Origin of the sequence: Methylomicrobium sp. Wu6 (assembly GCF_035916875.1) — a bacterium.
GTDB lineage: Bacteria > Pseudomonadota > Gammaproteobacteria > Methylococcales > Methylomonadaceae > Methylomicrobium.
Window position 1 is genome coordinate 142,722 of sequence record NZ_JAXUHN010000096.1, and the last position, 18,393, is coordinate 161,114.

The following is an 18,393-nucleotide window of genomic DNA, read 5'->3' on the forward strand; positions in this document are numbered from 1 at the left end:
ACAATCAATTTGAACATAGAGTTGGGAAAGCGTAGCGCACTGATGAACTGCGCTTTGTCAGTTCGCTTTGAGCAGGAAATACAGCGTCGCCAGATTGGAAACGAACAAGATAAAAGCCAGCGTTTTCCAGATCAGCAAGGGATTTCGCTGTATCAACGGCAGCGCTTCCTCGCCGGCCAGGAACTTCGGATTCGGAGTGGATAGGTCGAAAAGAAATTCGGAAAGATCGTCATAGCGGAACTCATGCTGAATTGAAGTCGCTTTTTTCAGCGCGCCGTCGATCCAGACCGGCACCATCGGGTTGCAATGAATGCTTGGCACATAGCGGAGTTTGTCCAGATTCGACTTGTTCGGTTTTTCGGGCATACCCCGGCCGAACGGCAACGCACCGTTGATCATTTCATAAGCGATCACGCCGAGCGAAAACAGATCGGACTTAACCGTGCCGCGCAGGCCCAGGTGGTATTCGGGCGCGGTATAGTTCAATGTACCGAGGATGTTTTCGGCGGTGCCGTGATCGAGTGGGGTCATCTCGGCGATGCCGGCGATCTTGACCGAACCGAAATCGATGATCTTGACCTTGCCGTTCTTGTCGAACATGATGTTTTCCGGCTTAAGATCCTGATGCAGCATTTCCATCCGGTGAAACGCCCGAAGCCCCATCGCGATCTGCTCGATGATTTTTCGGGTTTCCCTGATCTCCGGCTTCGGATTTGCCCGCATCCATGCGGCCAAGGTCGGGCCTTCGAGATATTCGGTTACATAATAGATGCAGCTTTTATCGCGGTCGGCCCCGAGCGTTTTGACCACATGCTCACTGCGGATGCGTTTGCCGGCCCATTCCTCATGTAGAAAATGCTCGATATAATGCGTATCGTCTTCATACAGCACGGACGGCGTTTTCAGGATCACCCGATCGCCGGTTTCGGTGTCGAAGGCGCGGTAGATTTGGGTGCGCTTGCTCGCATGCATCTCCGCTTCGATCCGGTATCCGTCCAGAATCATGCCAGGATTCAGCGGCGGCGGAAACGGCAACTGGCTGCGGTCGCGCAGAATTTCGTCTTCGTTGGCCAGCGGCAAGTCTTCGATCCTGAGCAACTGGCAGGTCAGATTGTCGTCGCTGCAATTATCCGCGGCCATTTTGATGATGCGTGCGGCGGATGCCGTCAATTCGCCGCCGTCCAGCAGTAATTTTTTTAACGACTTCTCGTCGATAAAATCATGCACGCCGTCGGTCGTCATCAAAAACAGATCGCCGCGCCTGAGCGGCAACGCCTGATAGTCGACCTCCAGACGCGGCTCGATGCCCATCGCCCGGTTCAGATAGTCGCGCTCATTGCCGGCCCGGACTCTGTGATCGCGGGTCAACTGCTCCAGATTGCCGTCGCGCATCCGGTAAATCCGAGAATCGCCGACATGAAACAAGTGCGCGGTGTTCGACTTCAATATCAGCGCGCTGAGCGTGCTGACCATGCCGTGAGTCGCTTGATAGCGGCGCTGTCCCTGGCTGTACAGCCAGGAATTGGTCGCCGACAAAATCTTTTGCCCCGCGTATTTGACCGACCAGGATTCGGGCGTGCTGTAATAGTCGTCGAGAAACGCCGCGACGCAGCAATGGCTCGCTTCCCGGCCCGCGTCGCAGCCGCTCATTCCGTCCGCAATCGCCGCGGCGATGCCTTTATAAGTCAACTGATGGTCGTCAGGAATGAGGCAACCTGCAAAATCCTGATTCTCTTCCTTGACGCCCTGCTCGCTAGCGTAGACAATGCTGGCGGATAATTTGGCTGTGGTCATGGTGATGTCTTGAATGGCGCCGCATAATGAACGAAAGGGATCATCCGCCTTGCACCTGCTTTTTTAATTAACCTCGATCATCTCGATCGAGCCATCTTCCTGTATTTCGACCATGTGCCCCTTCGGTTCATCGATGAACTGCACCGCGATCAGCACGAAAAAAGCGACCGCGCCGATCACCAGAAAAAACTCGGCCGGCGTCACGAAAGACAGCACGGTCAAAAACATCACGCCGCCGACGTTTCCGTAGGCGCCGACCATGCCCGCAATCTGGCCGGTCATTCGCCGCTTGATCAGCGGCACCATCGCGAAGACCGTGCCGCAACCCGCCTGAACGAAGAAAGAGCAGGCCAAGGTTATCCCCACCGCGCCCGATACCGGCCAGCTTGAAGTGATTTGCGACATGCACAAAAAGCCGATCAACACGCCCGCAGCCACGATCGTCAACGATAATTTACGTCCGTAACGATCGCTAAACCAGCCGCCGCCGGGGCGTGCAACCATGTTCATAAACGCGAAACTGCCACCCAGAAGGCCCGCCTGCACCATTGTGACGCCTTGGGTTTCATGGAAGGTATTGAAGAAAAACAAGGGCAGCATCGACACGACCGCAAGTTCGGAGCCGAAGGTAATCAGATATGACAGATTCAGAATCGCGACCTGCTTGAATTTGTATTGGTGAATGGCTTCGACCGGCCGGAACACATGATCCTTGTTCACATGATAAATCTTGTAGACGTTGTACAGGAACAAGACCCAGATGGCTGCATGGATATAGTAGGCAGCGATGCCCGACAACAGATGGACGCCGGCTGAGGACAATTTCCAAGTGAGCACCGACAAGGTCGCATACAGCGGAATGGTCATTACGATATAAAAAATCAAATCGCCGATGCTGGTTACCTCCATCGCGCCGGACTTTTTCGGCTTGAAATAAGTCGATCCTTTCGGCGTATCGGTGACGCTGAAATAATAAACGAACGCATAGACCAGCGCGATCACGCCGGTGCTCGCGACCGCATAGCGCCAGCCTTCATCACCGCCAAACAGCAGCGCGATCATCGGCAGGGCCCCCGAAGCCGCCGCCGAACCGAAATTGCCCCAGCCGCCATATATGCCCTCGGCAATGCCGATCTGCCGGGCCGGAAACCACTCGCCAACCATTCGGATGCCGATCACGAAACCGGCGCCGATAAAGCCCAGTAAAAAGCGGGCCAGCGCCAATTGCTCGAAGGTTTCGGCAAAAGCGAACATGAAACAGGGAAGGCTGCCCATACCGAGCAATATCGAATAAGTCCGTTTGGGTCCGAATTTGTCAACCAATATGCCGATCGCGATACGCGCCGGAATGGTCAACGCAACGTTCAGGATTAAAATCGTCTTGATCTGGGAATCGTCCAAATTTAACGTTTTGCCGATCACCAACATCAACGGCGCATGATTGAACCAAACCACGAAACTGATAAAAAACGCCAGCCAAGTCATGTGAAGAATCTTCATTCTCCCGGAAAAGGACAGCAGATTAAAATTTGCATTCGACATGATGAATTACTCGGAAGTTAATCGACTGAGCAATGTACAAGCATGTTGCATGCCAATTAAATCAAATCGATTTCGACTCTACATTAATTGATTTTTCGTGGGGCGTTCATTTGACCTTTGCATCAACACGAAAGAAACGTAAAATTCCAAGCACCAAAGCAACGCCTATTGCCTCGACTTGGTGCATTTAACCAAAATCAGTAAATCGAAATGCGGCTTACGCCGGAGAGTTTTGTATGAAGGTTGTGCGCGGCGCACCGGTTTATTGCCGGAACGTGATGAGAGTCGGCGTGTAGCCCGGATCCGGAAAGCACACGTGTGCGCTTCCTGCCCGCCTGTTAAAACCCTAACGCTACTTGATATCGAGCCCCATTGCTATCGACTTGTCCGAACCCAATAAAACGGATTTGTATGATAACAAAGCACAAAGTGTTTTACTTTTTAGTATCGATTCGCTATTATTTGATCGTCATGGCGAAAAGCCCTTCCCCCAATTGAAAGCTACTCAAACAATAAATCAGCAGGAAATGTGCATTATGTCTACCCGAGTGTATTCAGTCAAAAGCCGAGCATCTTTACTGCAAGTGTTTTTAATCGCCAACACATTGATCACCGCCGCTGGGTGTGCGAGCACTGAAAAACACGCGGACATCTCGGTAAATCCTGCGGCCTCGGCCGCAAGCCAGATTGATCCTTATGAGGGCTTTAATCGATCCATGTACAATTTTAATAATGTACTGGATAGATATTTTTTCAAACCGGTTTCGGATAGTTACAAATTTATCACGCCTGACTTCGTGGAAACCGGAGTGAGTAATTTTTTTAATAACTTGAAAGGCATAAATGTTGTTTTAAATGACGTCCTGCAGGGAAAATTCCTGCAAGGCGCTTCAGATACCGGTCGTTTCCTGACCAATACGACTATCGGTGTCGCGGGGTTGTTTGATGTTGCCAGTGAATTGGGTCTCCAACATAATGTTGAGGACTTTGGGCAAACTTTGGCCGTTTGGGGAGTCGGAGAAGGAGCTTATATAGTGTTGCCTGTCATGGGACCTACAACGGTCCGTGACGGCAGCGCTCTTTTAGTGGACAAAGCCGCCAATCCAGGCACCTATGTTCCGTTCACGGGTATTATCGAGGGCATCAGCGATCGCGCAAATGCCCAAGGAGCGCTCAACTTTATCGACGAGGCGGCATTGGATCCCTATGTGTTTACCCGTGAGTCCTTTCTGCAATATCGTCGGCACTTAATCAATGACGGCAAAATCGACAGCAGCCATGATTTGGAAATTGATGCCTCCGCCGACGATTCTGCTAATCTCGAGACAGACATTTCCAAGGCCGCCAAGCCGGTTGCGGATACTATAAGCAAGAGTAATGACGGGGTACAGCCATCTATCCAGTCTGCTAATAGCACTACAGCGCGTAACCCGGCACTTGACAGAATGGTCGAATCCTTTGAGAAAGTCTCGATTAAAGTCGATCAATTGAGTAACAAATCAAAGATAGATCTCACGAGCGCCGATTCATCCGACTCTTCAATTCAATAATTCGCCAAAAAGCTTGGGCAGAATCTTAGGTCCGATTCGCTGCATAATCAGAAATCGTTCCGATTTGTTTAATCCGGAAACTTGGGGCGTAATCCAGCCCTAAACCGGCAAAGGTGCGCGATGCGCACCCTGCAAGCCTAATTTTCTGGCCTTTTCTGCTCGACCCGTTTGAGCAATTCGAACAAATCGCTTTTGGTCGACAGCACGATCGTCGCGTCTTGATTCAGAATCTTGCGGTAGGTTTCCATGCTCTTCGAAAATTTGAAAAATTCGGCGGCTTCGGGTTTTTGCGTGTAGGCCTGGGCATAGATTTCCGTCGCCTTGGCGTCGGCTTCGCCTTGAATCTCCTGCACTCTTTTATAAGCAGTCGATTCGATTTCGTTGATGTCGCGCTCTTTTTTACCGTTGATGCGCGCGGCCTCGCCCTCGCCTTCGGAGCGGAAGCGCTGGGCGATTTGCAGGCGCTCGCTGATCATCCTCTGATAAATCCGCTCCAGCACTTGCTGGTTGTAATTGATCCGTTTGAAGCGCACGTCGAGCAGTTCGATGCCGAATTCGGCCAGTTTCGGCTGGGCGGCCTGAAAGATGCCCTGTTCGATCTGCGCCCGCCCGAATCTTATCGGCCGCAGCACGCCCAGATTGCCTTCTCCCGCCGCAACGGCCAGGGTTTCGTCCAGCAGCGGCTTGCGGTTTTTATCGGTGCGTACGACTTCGATCAATTCATGCCGAGCGATTGCGGTACGTGTCTCGCTGCCGAGAATATCCTCGAGTCGAGACTGCGCGCTGCGCTCGTCGCGAAGACGCAGGTAATAACGCATCGGATCGGTAATCCGCCAACGGGCGAAGGTATCGACCTGAATATATGTCTTATCCTTCGTGGACATTTCGACCAGCGGTCCATCCCAGGCCAGATAGCGCTTGTCGAAACGGTTTGCATCCTGGACGAAGGGCAGTTTGAAGTGCAACCCCGGCGCGGTGATCGGATCGCCGACCGGCCTGCCGAATTGCGTGATGATCACCTGCTCGGCCTGATTTATCGTATAGGCCGACAAAAAAAGCACGAACAGCGCAAACGCCGCTCCGATATAAATCAATGATTTGGAATGGTTCATTTTCCTGCCTCCGAGGATGTGGCCGGAAAAGGCAGCATCGGCAAGATTTGCTGCACGCTATCGTCAACGATGATTTGCTGCCGGGCCTGCGGCAGAACGTGGCCCAGGGTTTCGAGATAAATCCTGGTGCGTGTGACCGACGGCGCCTTGATATATTGCTCCAACACCGAGGTGAAAGCCTTGGCGTCGCCTTCGGCCTCGTTAACGCGTTTGAACCGGTAACCTTCGGCGGCCTGAATCTTTTGATCGGCCTCGCCGCGCGCCCGAGGCACCGCCTTGTTGTATTCGCCGTTCGCGATGTTGATCATGTTCTCCCTGTCCTGCTGCGCGCGGTTCACTTCATTAAACGAAGGCTGCACCGGCACCGGCGGATTCACGTTTTTCAATTGCACCTGGTTGATCGTAACGCCCAACTGATAACGCTTGGCCAACTCGCGCAGCCGGATCAGCACATTGTCCTCGATTTCCTGACGCCCGATCGTGATGATTTCATCGACGGTCCTATCGCCGACGACTTCCCGCATCATCGCCTCGGAAATATCGCGCAAGGTCAAACCGGGATCGCGCACATCGAATAAATATTTCTCCGGTTCGGTGATACGGTATTGCACGATCCATTCGACCAGCGCCGAATTCAGATCGCCTGTCACCATCGATTTTTCCAATTCCGGCTCATCTCCGACCTGATTGGGATTTGAATAACCGGGCGTGGCAAAACCGAATTCGAGCTTTTGTTGCCGTTGCGTCGGCACTTCGATAATTTTATCGATGCCGAACGGAAATTTGAAATGCAGCCCCGGCGGCACCTTGTGGATATATTCGCCGAAGCGCAGCACGATGCCTTCGGACTCGGCCGGAATCGTGAAAAAAGACGACCATAGCCCGATCAACACGAAGAAAATCAATGCCAGATACGGCAGCGATACCGGCAGCCTGGGTTCCGGCAAACGCTCCCATACGGTGTTCGAGTACTCCATATCAGTTCCTCACGGTTAAAGTCAGTTCTCGGTTAAGCATTAACTAAATTTTATTATTATACTTGTCAACAGCTTACATTTTATTAAAGCTTTCAGGCCACATAAACCCTTAAAAAATAAACGCCAGCATTTTTTCTAAAACCTTGCTGATAATTGCATAAACATTGCCAAATTGATATAGGTGAATAAACCATGACCTCAGGCGGCACAACTCAAGGAAACGATCCCGTCACCGACTTAATCAACCGGCTACAACTCAACGCTCAAAGCTCCGAGCCTTATTATTTGCAACTCAAACGGCAGTTGAACGCGATGATCGAAGGCGGCGATCTCAAATCGGGCGTCAACCTGCCTTCCGAACGGACGCTCGCGAAAGCGATGCAAATCAGCCGGACCACGGTCAAGCGCTGTTATGACGAATTGCGCTCCAATCGGTTGTTGAGCACGCATAAACGCGGCGGCACGGTCGTACAGACGCCGCCGAGCATGAATCCTACGCTGGGACGGTTGACGGGTTTTACCGAGGAAATGCGTGAGCAGGGTAAAACTTCCTCGACCCGCGAGCTGCAATGCGGGGTGGTCGCCGAAAGAACGATAGCCTGCATTTTCAAAAGGCCGTCGGTGTCGCCGCTTCTGCGTTTGGTGCGCGTTAGAATGGCCGATGGCATGCCGATGACCCGCGAAGTCGCCTGGTACGATTTAACTGCCGTGCCGGTACTGGAAGACTGGGATGCCCGCGGTTCGGGTTACGCCTTTTTGCAGGATACGTGCGGCATTTTGCTCGTACGCGCGAATCAATCGATCGAAGCGGTGATGAGCACGCCGTAAGATCGGAAGTATTTGGTTTCGACCAGCCGCGTCCCTGCCGTCTGCTGAAACGTCATACGTATTCGGCCAGAGATCAATTGATCGAGTATGTCGAAGGCTCCTTTCGCGGCGATACCAATGTTTATAAAGCCAATCTCATGGCCTGATAAAAACCTGCAACTGCCAGACACGACCAAACGCATTACAGATTTTCGTTTCGATCGCGCGCAAAATAAACGAGGAGACGGCTTTCGTGCGCCTCGTTAAGTAGGAATGTAGCCGGAGAACAGATTTTTACGATGTCGCCTCATAATCGGTCAATAATCCGACGACGATAATCGTTGCGCCGATCAAAAAATAAAAAAACCGAGCGGCGCCTTCAAATCTGAATAGAAAAGGCGTCAATAATAAAACAGGCCCCACGATTCTTTCGACCCAGCCGTGAATGCGAAAAGGCACGAGCTTGGCGATACTCAAAGGAAAATCGGTGACCAGCGTCATTATCAAATGGATAATTGCCAGCGCATAAGCCAAAATGCCGGCGGCGCCGTCCAAACCGAACAGCGAGGGCGCGAGCAAGAATACGACGACAGTAAAATAATCGAGATAACCATGGATTAGCGGATTGATGATCGGTTTCATGATGTTTCTCCTCTTGTTATTATCGAAGATGCATTGGCCTACCATGATCTTGTCGCCAACCGAGCAACCTGGGTATCCCAGCCGATATGGCAAGCCATTGTGTGAACCCAGGCGCCGGTTGCGTCCGTTCGTAAAAACACCGCCTGTGTCTTTATCACCGGCTCCCGATGACGAAAATCTTGAACGAAAATCGTTGAAAAATGGTTTCGGCAAAAAAATTTCGACGAAAATATATTCAATCCTTCGAACAAACTCCAACCTGACTTTTTTTTAACATCAGATGCATCAAAGATGCAATATGACGCAAAAATCGCGTCACCCCCTCTTTGACAATGACGCCTATCAAAAGTGTATTTAACAAGGCAATTATTCACATCATTCCAAATTGACGCGCATAAAAAAAGCGCCGCAAAGGCGCTTTTTTTATGCGCGCACGTTGTCAGTTACAATCTTTTGCCGATCATTTCTCCAAGTTTTACCGGCTCGCCGGCGGTCAGACCGTCACGCCACACGGCCCGGTCCTTACCGAACAAGACGATGATCGTAGAACCCATGTTGAAACGGCCCATTTCTTCGCCGATTTGTAGCACCGGCGCATCGTTGTCGTAGCGCCAGGTTTGCACCGAGTTGACCGTCGGCGGCGTTACGACGCCATGCCAGACCGTTTCGATACTCGAGACGAAAATTGCGCCGACCAGCACCAATGCCATCGGACCGGCCTCGGTATCGAAAATCGCCGCGACGCGTTCATTGCGCGCAAACAGGCCCGGTACGACATTCGCGGTCGCGGTATTCACGCTGAACAGGCAGCCGGGAATATGCACCATCTCGCGAAGCGTCCCGGTCAGAGGCATGTGCAAACGGTGATAATCCTTCGGCGACAGATAGATCGTCGCAAACACACCCTCCTGAAACGGCATGGCGCGTTCCGCGTTGCCGCCGAGCAAATCAATGGCCGTGAAGTTTTTTCCTTTTGCCTGAAATATCGTGCCGCCGCTGATTGAGCCGGCCTGACTGACCGCGCCGTCGGCAGGACAGGCAATCGCATTTTGCTCGCTCGTCAACGGCCGAATACCGGGTTTCAGTTCGCGTGTGAAAAAACGATTGAAGCTTTTATACGCTTCGATATTCGGATCGAGCGCTTCGTCCATATTGACGCCGTAATGACGAACGATCTGGCGGATAAAGAAATTTTTCCAGGCGACATTTTCCGAATGCGTCAGACGGCTCATCAGCCGCGATAAAGTATGCTGCGGCAGCAGATATTGCGGCAGCGTGGTCAGCGTGTCTTTGATCATCGTCATACGTTAAGGCAGATGGACAGGCTCTGGTGCCTGCCAATTCGGATTGCGATGTTCGGCGACGACCGTCGTGTAGATGCCGCCGCGCACATTGAACTCGGCACGTACGCGCAGGAAATTCGGATGAATCGCGGCGACGATGTCGTTTAGGATTTGATTGGTCACCGCCTCGTGAAATGCTCCCTGATCGCGGAACGACCAGATATATAGCTTCAGCGCCTTGAGTTCGACGCACGCCGCGGCCGGCACATATTCGAGGCGGATCGTCGCGAAATCGGGCTGACCGGTTTTCGGACACAAACAGGTGAATTCGGGGATGTCGATACGGATCGTATAGTCCCGGCCGGGTTCGGGGTTAACGAAGGTTTCGAGGTCTTTACTGGGTTTTGTACTCATTTATAAAATGCTAGTTGAATCAATAACCGCCTATTTTACCAGCATCCGGGACAAAATGGCTGATCAGGATCACTCGCGCGAATAAATGAGCCAATGACCCGCTCGACAAACACACAGCCTATCCCGCCCAAAGCAGCAACAATTCGCACCAAAACGCCGTTTCGGCGATCCTTGGCTGTCATTCAAGAGAATGCACGAATTTTCCGGCTTTGCCATAGAATAGAAGACTGGACTTCTACCGGGTTTAATTGAATAATCTTCATAAAGATATATTCGAAGAACGATGATCAAGTCAATCGCTTCAAGTCACTCTGAATGAGCAAGGTAGCCGGGCTTGAGGTTCCGCTATCGACGAGCGTATGCGGACGGACAGGATCCCGCCGATTTAAACAAATCCAGTCAAACACATTCGGCAACCAGGGCTGAACAAGCCATATCCGCCATTCTAGCGTAATTGAGCTGTTAATCCGCCCATTTATAAGCCCATAAAACCGCTATAAACATGAGCATCAGAAAAACACAATGTCATTATATTCATTCATGCTCTTTGTCATAATAAAGATATACATTTGATCCGATGCCGTTGTCAGCTGGCTTCTTGTATACGTACAAATGTTTTATATGTTAGAAATAAATATCCTGCTTGCCATCGGCTATTTTCTGGGCGGTTATTTCGGCACCCTGCTGTCGATCCCGCCCAGCCATGCCAGCCCGATTTGGCCGGCAGCCGGCATCGCCTTTGCGGGCATGGTGACTTACGGACACAAAGTGATCCCCGGCATTTTAGCCGGCGCGTTCATGGCGCAGATTTTTTCGTTTTTGGACAAGGCGAGCCCGGACGGCCTATTTTTCTCACTGTTCGTCGGCAGCATCGCCAGTATCGCCGCAACCCTTCAGGCCGGCCTGGGCGCATGGTTAACCCGGCGTTATGTCGGCGCTGATAATCCGTTGACCGATGATCGCAGCATTCTGCGTTTCATCGCGCTGGGCGGACCGGTCAGTTGCATTTTTTCCGCTTCGGCCGGAGTCATCACACTCCATGCCGAAGGCGCTCTGGCCTGGCAGGACATGCCGGTCAGTTGGATAACCTGGTGGATAGGCGATACCGTCGGCGTCCTGATTTTCGCTCCGTTATTGTTATGTTTTATCGGTGTGCTGCGAAATCGACGGAGCATGCGGATCAATTCGGTCGCCCTGCCGTTGATCATCCTCTCTCTGCTCGTCATCGTGATCCTGCATTTCGGCAAACAGCAGGAAAAGCAACGCATCCGTTCGCTTTTCGAAGAACATTGCAGCCTGCTGCACAACGCCTTGCAAAATGAATTTACCCGCTATACCGAAATCAATCAATACATCAAAGTCTTTTTCGACAGTTCCATCGATGTCAGTGCGGATGAATTCAAGAATTATACTAAACCCCTTTTAGCGGAACATTCGGACATTCAGGCGCTGGAATGGATCCCGCGGATTACCGCGACTCAGCGCTCCACACATGAGCAAAGTCTCGGCGCGGCTATATACACCCAAGCGCCGGGAAACCCGTCTGGCATGCAATCCGAGTATTTTCCGATCACTTACGCCGAACCTTTCGACGCCAATGCACGGGCACGCGGCCTGGATATTTCTTCGAAACCGAACTCGTTCGCAGCGATCCGAAAAGCCGGCGATACGGCCAAAACAACGCTGTCCGGCGTGATCCGTTTGGTGCAAGACCCGTCCAACCAGGCCAGCGCGGCCATTTACACGCCGGTTTATCAAGCGGGTCGGCCAATCGATACACTGGCTCAGCGCCGTGCGGCATTGCGCGGATTCGTCGCGAATGTGTTTCAGGTTCATCAGAAAATCGATACCGTCAAAAATCAATACACACGGTTACAACTGTTGCTCAAAATCACTGATTTTGGCGACACATTATTCGATGAAATGCGACACTATCCAGCCTCATCGCTGGATTTTCCCAAACTCGAAAAAACCCTCCCTCTGCATATCGCCGACCGGACATGGAGCATCATGTATGCCGCCGCGCCCGAATTTTATAACGAACAGCTCAACTGGAACATCTGGTGGCTGATTCTGGGCTGTTTCATGTTTACCGGAATGACCGGATTGGGACTTCTGATGCTGACCGGTAGGACGATGCAAACCGAAGATGTGGTCAAAATCCGCACCCGGGAACTAGAAAATGAAATCGCCGAACGAAAAACGGCCGAAATCAAAATTCAGCGGATCACCCAACTCTATGCCGTGTTGAGCCATTGCAATCAATCCATCGTCCGGTGCGCCACCGAAGCCGATCTTTTCCGGCAAATCTGCAATGACTCGGTGCAATTCGGTGGCATGCAAATGGTATGGATAGGACTGACCGATCCAAAAACGCAACGGATAAACCCGGTCGCCGGCGCCGGCGACGGAGCCGAGTTCCTGAAGGATGTTTATATTTCGGCCGATCCCGCCAATTCCTTGAGCCAGGGGCCGGTCGGCGCCGCGATCCGAGAAAACCGGCCGATCTGGTGTCAGAACTTTGCATGCGATCCTATGGCCATAGCTTTGCATGAACGTGGCATCAGTCACGAATGGCGCGCATCTGCAGCCTTGCCGATTCAACAAAACGGCGCGGCCGTGGGCGTATTTTGCTTGTATGCGAATAAAGTTGACGCATTTGACGAGGAAGTACGCGACTTACTGCTCAAAATGGCCTGGGATATCGGTTTTGCTATGGACAATTTCGACCGCGAAGATAAACGTAGACAAGCCGAGCAATCACTGCAAAAAAGCGAACAGTTTTTACGGACCGTGATCGAAACCGAACCGGAATGCGTCAAAGTCCTTGATCAAAAAGGCGACCTGATCAACATGAACGCGGCAGGGCTGAACATGCTCGAAGTGGATTCGCTTGAAATCGCTCAACAACATAAACTGATCAACTTCTTGCTGCCAAAGTATCGCGACGCCTTTATCGCTTTGCACAAACGCGTGATGAATGGACAAAATGACTCGCTAGAATTTGAAGTCGTCGGCCGTAAAGGCACGCGGCGCTGGCTTGAAACCTATGCGGCACCGCTACCGGGCCCATCCGGCGCGGTCACGATGATGCTGGCCGTGACCCGCGACATCTCAGCACGCAAACGCGCGGAACAAGCCCTGCAGGAATCGGAAAACAGGCTGATGCTCGCGTTCAAGGGCTCCAGCGATGCGCCCTGGGATTGGGATCTGGAAAATAACCGCCTGTATTATTCGCCGCAATGGTGGCGCATGCTCGGCTATGATATAGATGAATTACAAAGCGACGCCAAGCTCTGGCAAAGCCTGGTGCATCCCGACGACATCGATTTTATCCAACTGGATTTACGCGAGGCGTTGAACAGCGGGCAGAGCATGCATGCGGTCGAACTCCGCCTCCGTCACAAAGACGGCCATTATGTTCCGATTCTGGAACGCAGTTTCATTTCGCGCAACAAGGACGGCAAGGTGGTGCGTATCTCCGGCACCAATATGGATCTGACCGAACGGCGCCATGAGCAAAACCTGGAAGAATTGCGCGGCTTCATGCTCGAATGCATTACCAGCAGCATGCCATTGGCCGAGGTTCTGGACGCAATCACGCACAAGGCCGAAAGCCTGAAGCCTGGCGCACACTGCGCGATGCTTCTACTCGACGATAGCGGTCTTCATCTGCGTTTGGCCGCCGCTCCCAGCCTGCCCAATTTCTACAAGAGTTGTATCGATGGCATGCCTGTCGGCGACAACATGGGTTGTTGCGGCTATGCCGCCAGCAAGGGTCAAAGTGCCATTGCCGACGATATCGCCGGTGATCCGTGCTGCGCCGGCATGCGCATGCCGCTCGAACAAGCCGGTCTGGCATCCTGGTGGTCAGAGCCAATCCGCGGTTCCGGCAACAGGGTGCTCGGCACCTTTGCGGTCTACCAGCGTACGCCGGCGATGCCGGACGACTATGACCGCAAACTGATCGAAACGGTAACGCATTACGCCGCACTGACCATTGACCGCAAACGCGCCGAAACACAACTTAAACTTGCCGCCAAAGTGTTTGAGCAGAGCCAGGAAGGCTTCATGATCACGGACGCCAAGCGCAATATATTGAGAGTCAATCCTGCTTTTACCGCGATTACCGGCTACAGCGAAGAGGACGCAATCGGCAAAAGCGCCAGCATGCTGTCGTCGGGACGCCATGACGGAGAGTTCTATCGCAACCTCTGGGAAACGATCGATGCACACAATTTCTGGCAGGGCGAAATCTGGAACCGACGCAAAAATGGCGAAGTTTACCCCGAATTATTGAACATCAGCGTCGTTCGCGACAGCTTCGGCAACGTCAGCGAATATGTCGGGGTGTTTGCGGATATCACCCAGCTCAAAGCCTCCGAAGCGCAACTCGAGTTTCTCGCGCACCATGACATGCTGACCTCTCTGCCGAATCGTCTGCGCCTTTTTTTCCGTCTCGAACACAGCATCGACACCGCAAAGCGGGAAGGCATGCAAATCGCTTTGCTGATGCTGGACCTCGACCGCTTCAAGGATGTGAATGACAGTTTCGGCCATCTGGTTGGCGACCAACTGCTGCAACTGGTTGCAAATAAACTGGTCAACCGGGTGCGGGATATCGATACGGTCTCCCGTCTGGGAGGCGACGAATTTACCGTCGTACTGGAAAACATCTCGCAACCTGAAGATGCCGCCCGCATCGCCCAGGCGATCATCGCCGATCTGAGCGAGCCATGGTCTATTCCGCATACCGGCGAAGTATTGATCGGCGCCAGCATCGGCATCAGTCTTTATCCTCAACACGGTCACACGCCTGAATTGCTCTTGCAGAATGCCGACGCCGCACTATACAAGGCCAAGGAAGGCGGACGAAACCGCTTCGCGTTTTACTCGAACGAATTCACCGAAGCCGCGCGCCAACGCATCGATATGGAAGGACGCCTACGCCGGGCGTTGCTGCAAAACGAGTTGCTCGTCTATTATCAACCGCAAATCGACATCGCTACCGGCAAAATAGTCGGCGCCGAAGCGCTAGCCCGCTGGCAAGATCCCGTCGAAGGCATGATTCCGCCAGACCGTTTCATTCCTATAGCGGAACAGACCGGCCTGATTCAGCCCATCGGCGCCTGGGTGCTAAAGGAAACCTGCCGTCAGGGCAAGGAATGGCTCGATAAAGGTTTCAAACCCATCTCTCTGGCGGTCAATGTTTCTCAGCACCAAATGCGGCAAAGCGACGTCAGCGCCCTGGTTGCAGACGTGTTGCGAGAAACTGGTTTTCCAGCCGAATATCTGGAGATGGAATTGACCGAGAGCGGCCTGATGGAGCGTCAGAGCGATGTGATGGAAATTTTGAAGAACCTGCGCGCGCAAGGCGTACGCCTTGCGATCGACGATTTCGGCACCGGCTATTCGTCCCTGGCCTATCTGAAACGTTTTCCGTTGAATGTGCTGAAAATCGACAAAAACTTCATTGATGATATCCCAGTTCAGCAGGACGATATGGAAATCGCGGCCACAATTATCGCGATGGGGCATATTTTGGGTTTCAAAGTGCTGGCCGAAGGCGTCGAAACACTGGAGCAATTGGCCTTCCTGAAAGGAAAAGGCTGCGATTTATACCAAGGTTTTCTGGTCAGCCATCCGCTGTCGGCCGCGGAATTCAGCGCCCAACTTGCGGACGTGGCCATGAAAAATGCATGAACTTTAAGTCATCTCTTGAGACGTTGACTTTTGCTGCTCAAAAAATGCCTGCACCTCCGCAATATCGCGGGTGCGCTGCATCGCCGGCACGCTGTCCAGAAACATCTGTCCATAGGAGCGCTTCAGCAGGCGCGGGTCGCAAACCATCAACACGCCGCGGTCGGTCACGTCACGAATCAGCCGGCCGATGCCTTGCCGGAGCGCGATCACCGCGGCCGGCAATTGATATTCGAAAAACGGGTTGCGGCCCAGCTTGCGCATTGCCTCCATCCGCGCCTTCAACACCGGATCGCCCGGTGACGCAAACGGCAGTTTGTCGATGATCACGCACGACAGCGCTTCGCCACGCACATCGACGCCTTCCCAGAAGCTCGAGGTGCCGAGCAGCACCGCGTTGTCGGCGTTCTTGAACTGATCCAGTAGCGCCCCTTTCGGCCGGCTGCCCTGGATCAGCAGCGGATAGGGGACTCGGTCCGCCAACAGCTCGGCGGCTTCCTTCAATGCCCGATGGCTGGTAAACAGAAAAAACGCCCGTCCCCGGCTCGCCTGCAAAACCGGCACCACAAATTCGATGATCAGCGCGGTAAAATCCGGATTATCGGGCTTCGGCAGACCTTTCGGGTGATAAAACAGCGACTGGCTCGCATAGTCGAACGGGCTGTCCCAGCGCGCGTTGTCGGCATTGACAACGCCGAGACCGTTTGCGAAGTGATCGAAGCGCTGCGCTACGCTCAAGGTCGCCGAGGTAAAAATCCATACGGCCTTGCTGAACTGCATGAAATTGCGGAATTCGGCCGCAATATCGAGCGGCGTCCGACTCAAGGTCACCGTTTTGCGATGCGTTTCATACCAGCGTATCCATTTACCTCCAGGGTCTTCGGAGATGATCTTCAACTGCTGCGCCAGTTCCTCGGCGCGCTTGAAGCACGACTCCAACCCCTTGCTTTTGACCGACGCCAGCTCGAGCTGCTCGGCCAGGCGCTGCAATTGCGCCTGGACATCAGCCAGCGCGCCGGTAATCTTCGGATTGTCCTCGATGTCCCGCCACTCGCCGCGCTTCAGTTCGATGCCGAAGGCCAGGCGCAAGTCTTTGCCGCCGTGTTCGAGCTCTTCACAGACGGCGCGCAAGGCCGGCATGTCGGTCGCGTCCTTGAAATATTCGACCAGAGCGTCGCTGGCCAGATCGTTCAATTGCTTGCTGCCCACGCTGATGCCGAGAAAATTGGACGCGGTATCGGCCAGTTGATGCGCCTCGTCGACGATAATCACGTCGGCCTTCGGCAACAGTTCGCCGAAGCCGCCATCGCGAATCGACCAGTCCGCGCACAGCAAATGATGATTGACGACCAAAATTTCGGCCTCCTGCGCCTCCTTCCGGGCCTTGACCAGAAAACAATCGGTATAAACCGGGCAATCCTGCCCCAGACAGTTTTCGACGGTCGAGGTGGCCTGGTACCAGACCGGATTCGCCTCGGCGATGCCGGCCATTTCGGCAATATCGCCGGTCTTGGTGCGCTTCGCCCAGGATTTGATCTTGCTCAGCGCATCCGCATCTTCCTTGCTGAAACCGAACGCGGAATTCAGCGAATTTTCCAGCCGGTAGGTGCACAGATAATTGCCGCGGCCTTTCAACAGCGCGGCCATAAAGGGCGTCCTGATGGCCTTGCGGATCACCGGCAAGTCCTTGTTGAACAATTGATCCTGTAAATTCTTCGTGCCGGTCGAAATGATCACCTTGCTGCCGGACAAAATCGCCGGCGCCAGATACGCAAAGGTCTTGCCGGTGCCGGTGCCAGCCTCCGCAATCAAATGGCGATGGCTTGTAATCGCGGTTGCTATCGCCTTGGCCATTTCGATTTGCGGTTCGCGCGGCCTGTAGCCCTTGATCGTCTTCGCCAGATCGCCTTCCCCGCTAAAAAATAATTCTAATTCTGTCACTTGATTTTCGGGTTTTGTTCCGGTTTCTGAAACTCTGTTGGATAATGCATATAATACTGTCAGCCAAGCCGCATTATTAAGGATTTTTGCAATTCACAAAACACTTTCGACGATGAACCCTGATTGATGAAAATAAACATCTACCTACTTTTACAGCGGCTGTCGTTGCTGCTGGCATCGGTCCTGCTCGTACTCTTCATTTGGGGCGGGAACCAGCCGGAAGCGGCAGGTCTCTTGCAGGCACCTTGGGATAAACTGGCGCATCTGTCCTGGTTTGCGGTACTCGCCGGCCTATTGGATTTCGGACTAAGCCTGCTCGCCCGCGCCCCCGTAGCGCTGTTTTGTTTAGGCGTAGCCATGTGGGACGAATGGCGGCAGCTAACCCTTCCGGGGCGCTCAGCCGATTTCGCCGATCTGCTTTTCGACGGTTTGGGCATTCTTGCAGGACTATTGATCGCGCAGTGGATAGGGAAAAGGCTATTTTCCCTGCTCAGTTCTTAAACGACTTTATCCCAAGTAAATATCCCCCGGCAAAGCCGGGGGCTTTATGTTGTGAACCGCTCAAAGCGGTACGTGGGGTCGCTAACGCGGCCCCAGTTCAATAGCCGCCTAAAGGCGGCTTTCAGTTCCA

At 53.1% G+C, this 18,393-nt stretch carries 12 protein-coding genes; 4 read left to right on the forward strand and 8 right to left on the reverse strand.

Going from position 1 to position 18,393, the window contains the following annotated elements:
* Positions 1-57: 57 nt before the first annotated feature.
* Positions 58-1,794 (reverse strand): protein kinase, encoded by a 1,737-nt coding sequence (locus U2W12_RS19560; RefSeq protein ID WP_326502382.1) that lies wholly within the window; start codon positions 1,792-1,794, stop codon positions 58-60.
* A 63-nt stretch (positions 1,795-1,857) separates the two neighbouring features.
* Positions 1,858-3,336: a NarK family nitrate/nitrite MFS transporter gene (locus U2W12_RS19565; protein WP_326502383.1), complete on the reverse strand. Its 1,479-nt coding sequence runs from the start codon at positions 3,334-3,336 to the stop codon at positions 1,858-1,860.
* Between the two features lie 383 nt (positions 3,337-3,719).
* Here U2W12_RS19565 and U2W12_RS19570 point away from each other — a divergent pair, with 383 nt between their 5' ends.
* Positions 3,720-4,886, forward strand: coding sequence for a VacJ family lipoprotein (locus U2W12_RS19570; protein ID WP_326502384.1), 1,167 nt, complete (start codon positions 3,720-3,722; stop codon positions 4,884-4,886).
* Between the two features lie 137 nt (positions 4,887-5,023).
* Here the strand turns inward: U2W12_RS19570 and hflC are convergent, their stop codons facing one another.
* Together hflC and hflK are read right to left on the reverse strand one after the other, a co-directional pair.
* The gene (hflC, locus tag U2W12_RS19575) at positions 5,024-5,998 is read right to left on the reverse strand and encodes a protease modulator HflC (RefSeq protein WP_326502385.1); all 975 of its coding nucleotides are present in this window, start codon (positions 5,996-5,998) and stop codon (positions 5,024-5,026) included.
* Positions 5,995-6,975: an FtsH protease activity modulator HflK gene (gene hflK, locus U2W12_RS19580; protein ID WP_326502386.1), complete on the reverse strand. Its 981-nt coding sequence runs from the start codon at positions 6,973-6,975 to the stop codon at positions 5,995-5,997. The genes hflC and hflK overlap by 4 nt, the downstream gene beginning before the upstream one ends.
* 192 nt (positions 6,976-7,167) lie before the next feature.
* Between hflK and U2W12_RS19585 the strand changes: the two genes are divergently transcribed.
* Positions 7,168-7,803 (forward strand): GntR family transcriptional regulator, encoded by a 636-nt coding sequence (locus U2W12_RS19585; protein WP_326502387.1) that lies wholly within the window; start codon positions 7,168-7,170, stop codon positions 7,801-7,803.
* A gap of 273 nt (positions 7,804-8,076) precedes the next feature.
* Here U2W12_RS19585 and U2W12_RS19590 read toward each other — a convergent pair whose 3' ends face one another.
* From U2W12_RS19590 to queF, 3 genes are all read right to left on the reverse strand, one after another.
* On the reverse strand, positions 8,077-8,424 hold the full coding sequence (locus U2W12_RS19590; protein WP_326502388.1) for a hypothetical protein: 348 nt from the start codon (positions 8,422-8,424) through the stop codon (positions 8,077-8,079).
* A 443-nt stretch (positions 8,425-8,867) separates the two neighbouring features.
* Positions 8,868-9,728 carry an archaetidylserine decarboxylase gene (gene asd, locus U2W12_RS19595; RefSeq protein WP_326502389.1) on the reverse strand — a complete coding sequence of 287 codons (861 nt, stop codon included), beginning with the start codon at positions 9,726-9,728 and terminating at the stop codon, positions 8,868-8,870.
* Between the two features lie 3 nt (positions 9,729-9,731).
* Entirely contained in the window at positions 9,732-10,121 is a 390-nt protein-coding gene (queF, locus tag U2W12_RS19600; protein ID WP_326502390.1) for a preQ(1) synthase, read from the reverse strand.
* Positions 10,122-10,742: 621 nt separating this feature from the next.
* On the opposite strand from queF, the gene U2W12_RS19605 reads away from it, so the two are divergent.
* On the forward strand, positions 10,743-15,824 hold the full coding sequence (locus tag U2W12_RS19605; protein WP_326502391.1) for an EAL domain-containing protein: 5,082 nt from the start codon (positions 10,743-10,745) through the stop codon (positions 15,822-15,824).
* 3 nt (positions 15,825-15,827) lie between these two features.
* Here the strand turns inward: U2W12_RS19605 and U2W12_RS19610 are convergent, their stop codons facing one another.
* The gene (locus U2W12_RS19610) at positions 15,828-17,762 is read right to left on the reverse strand and encodes an ATP-dependent DNA helicase (RefSeq protein WP_326502392.1); all 1,935 of its coding nucleotides are present in this window, start codon (positions 17,760-17,762) and stop codon (positions 15,828-15,830) included.
* Between the two features lie 126 nt (positions 17,763-17,888).
* Between U2W12_RS19610 and U2W12_RS19615 the strand changes: the two genes are divergently transcribed.
* Positions 17,889-18,263 carry a VanZ family protein gene (locus U2W12_RS19615; RefSeq protein WP_326502393.1) on the forward strand — a complete coding sequence of 125 codons (375 nt, stop codon included), beginning with the start codon at positions 17,889-17,891 and terminating at the stop codon, positions 18,261-18,263.
* Positions 18,264-18,393 lie beyond the last annotated feature (130 nt).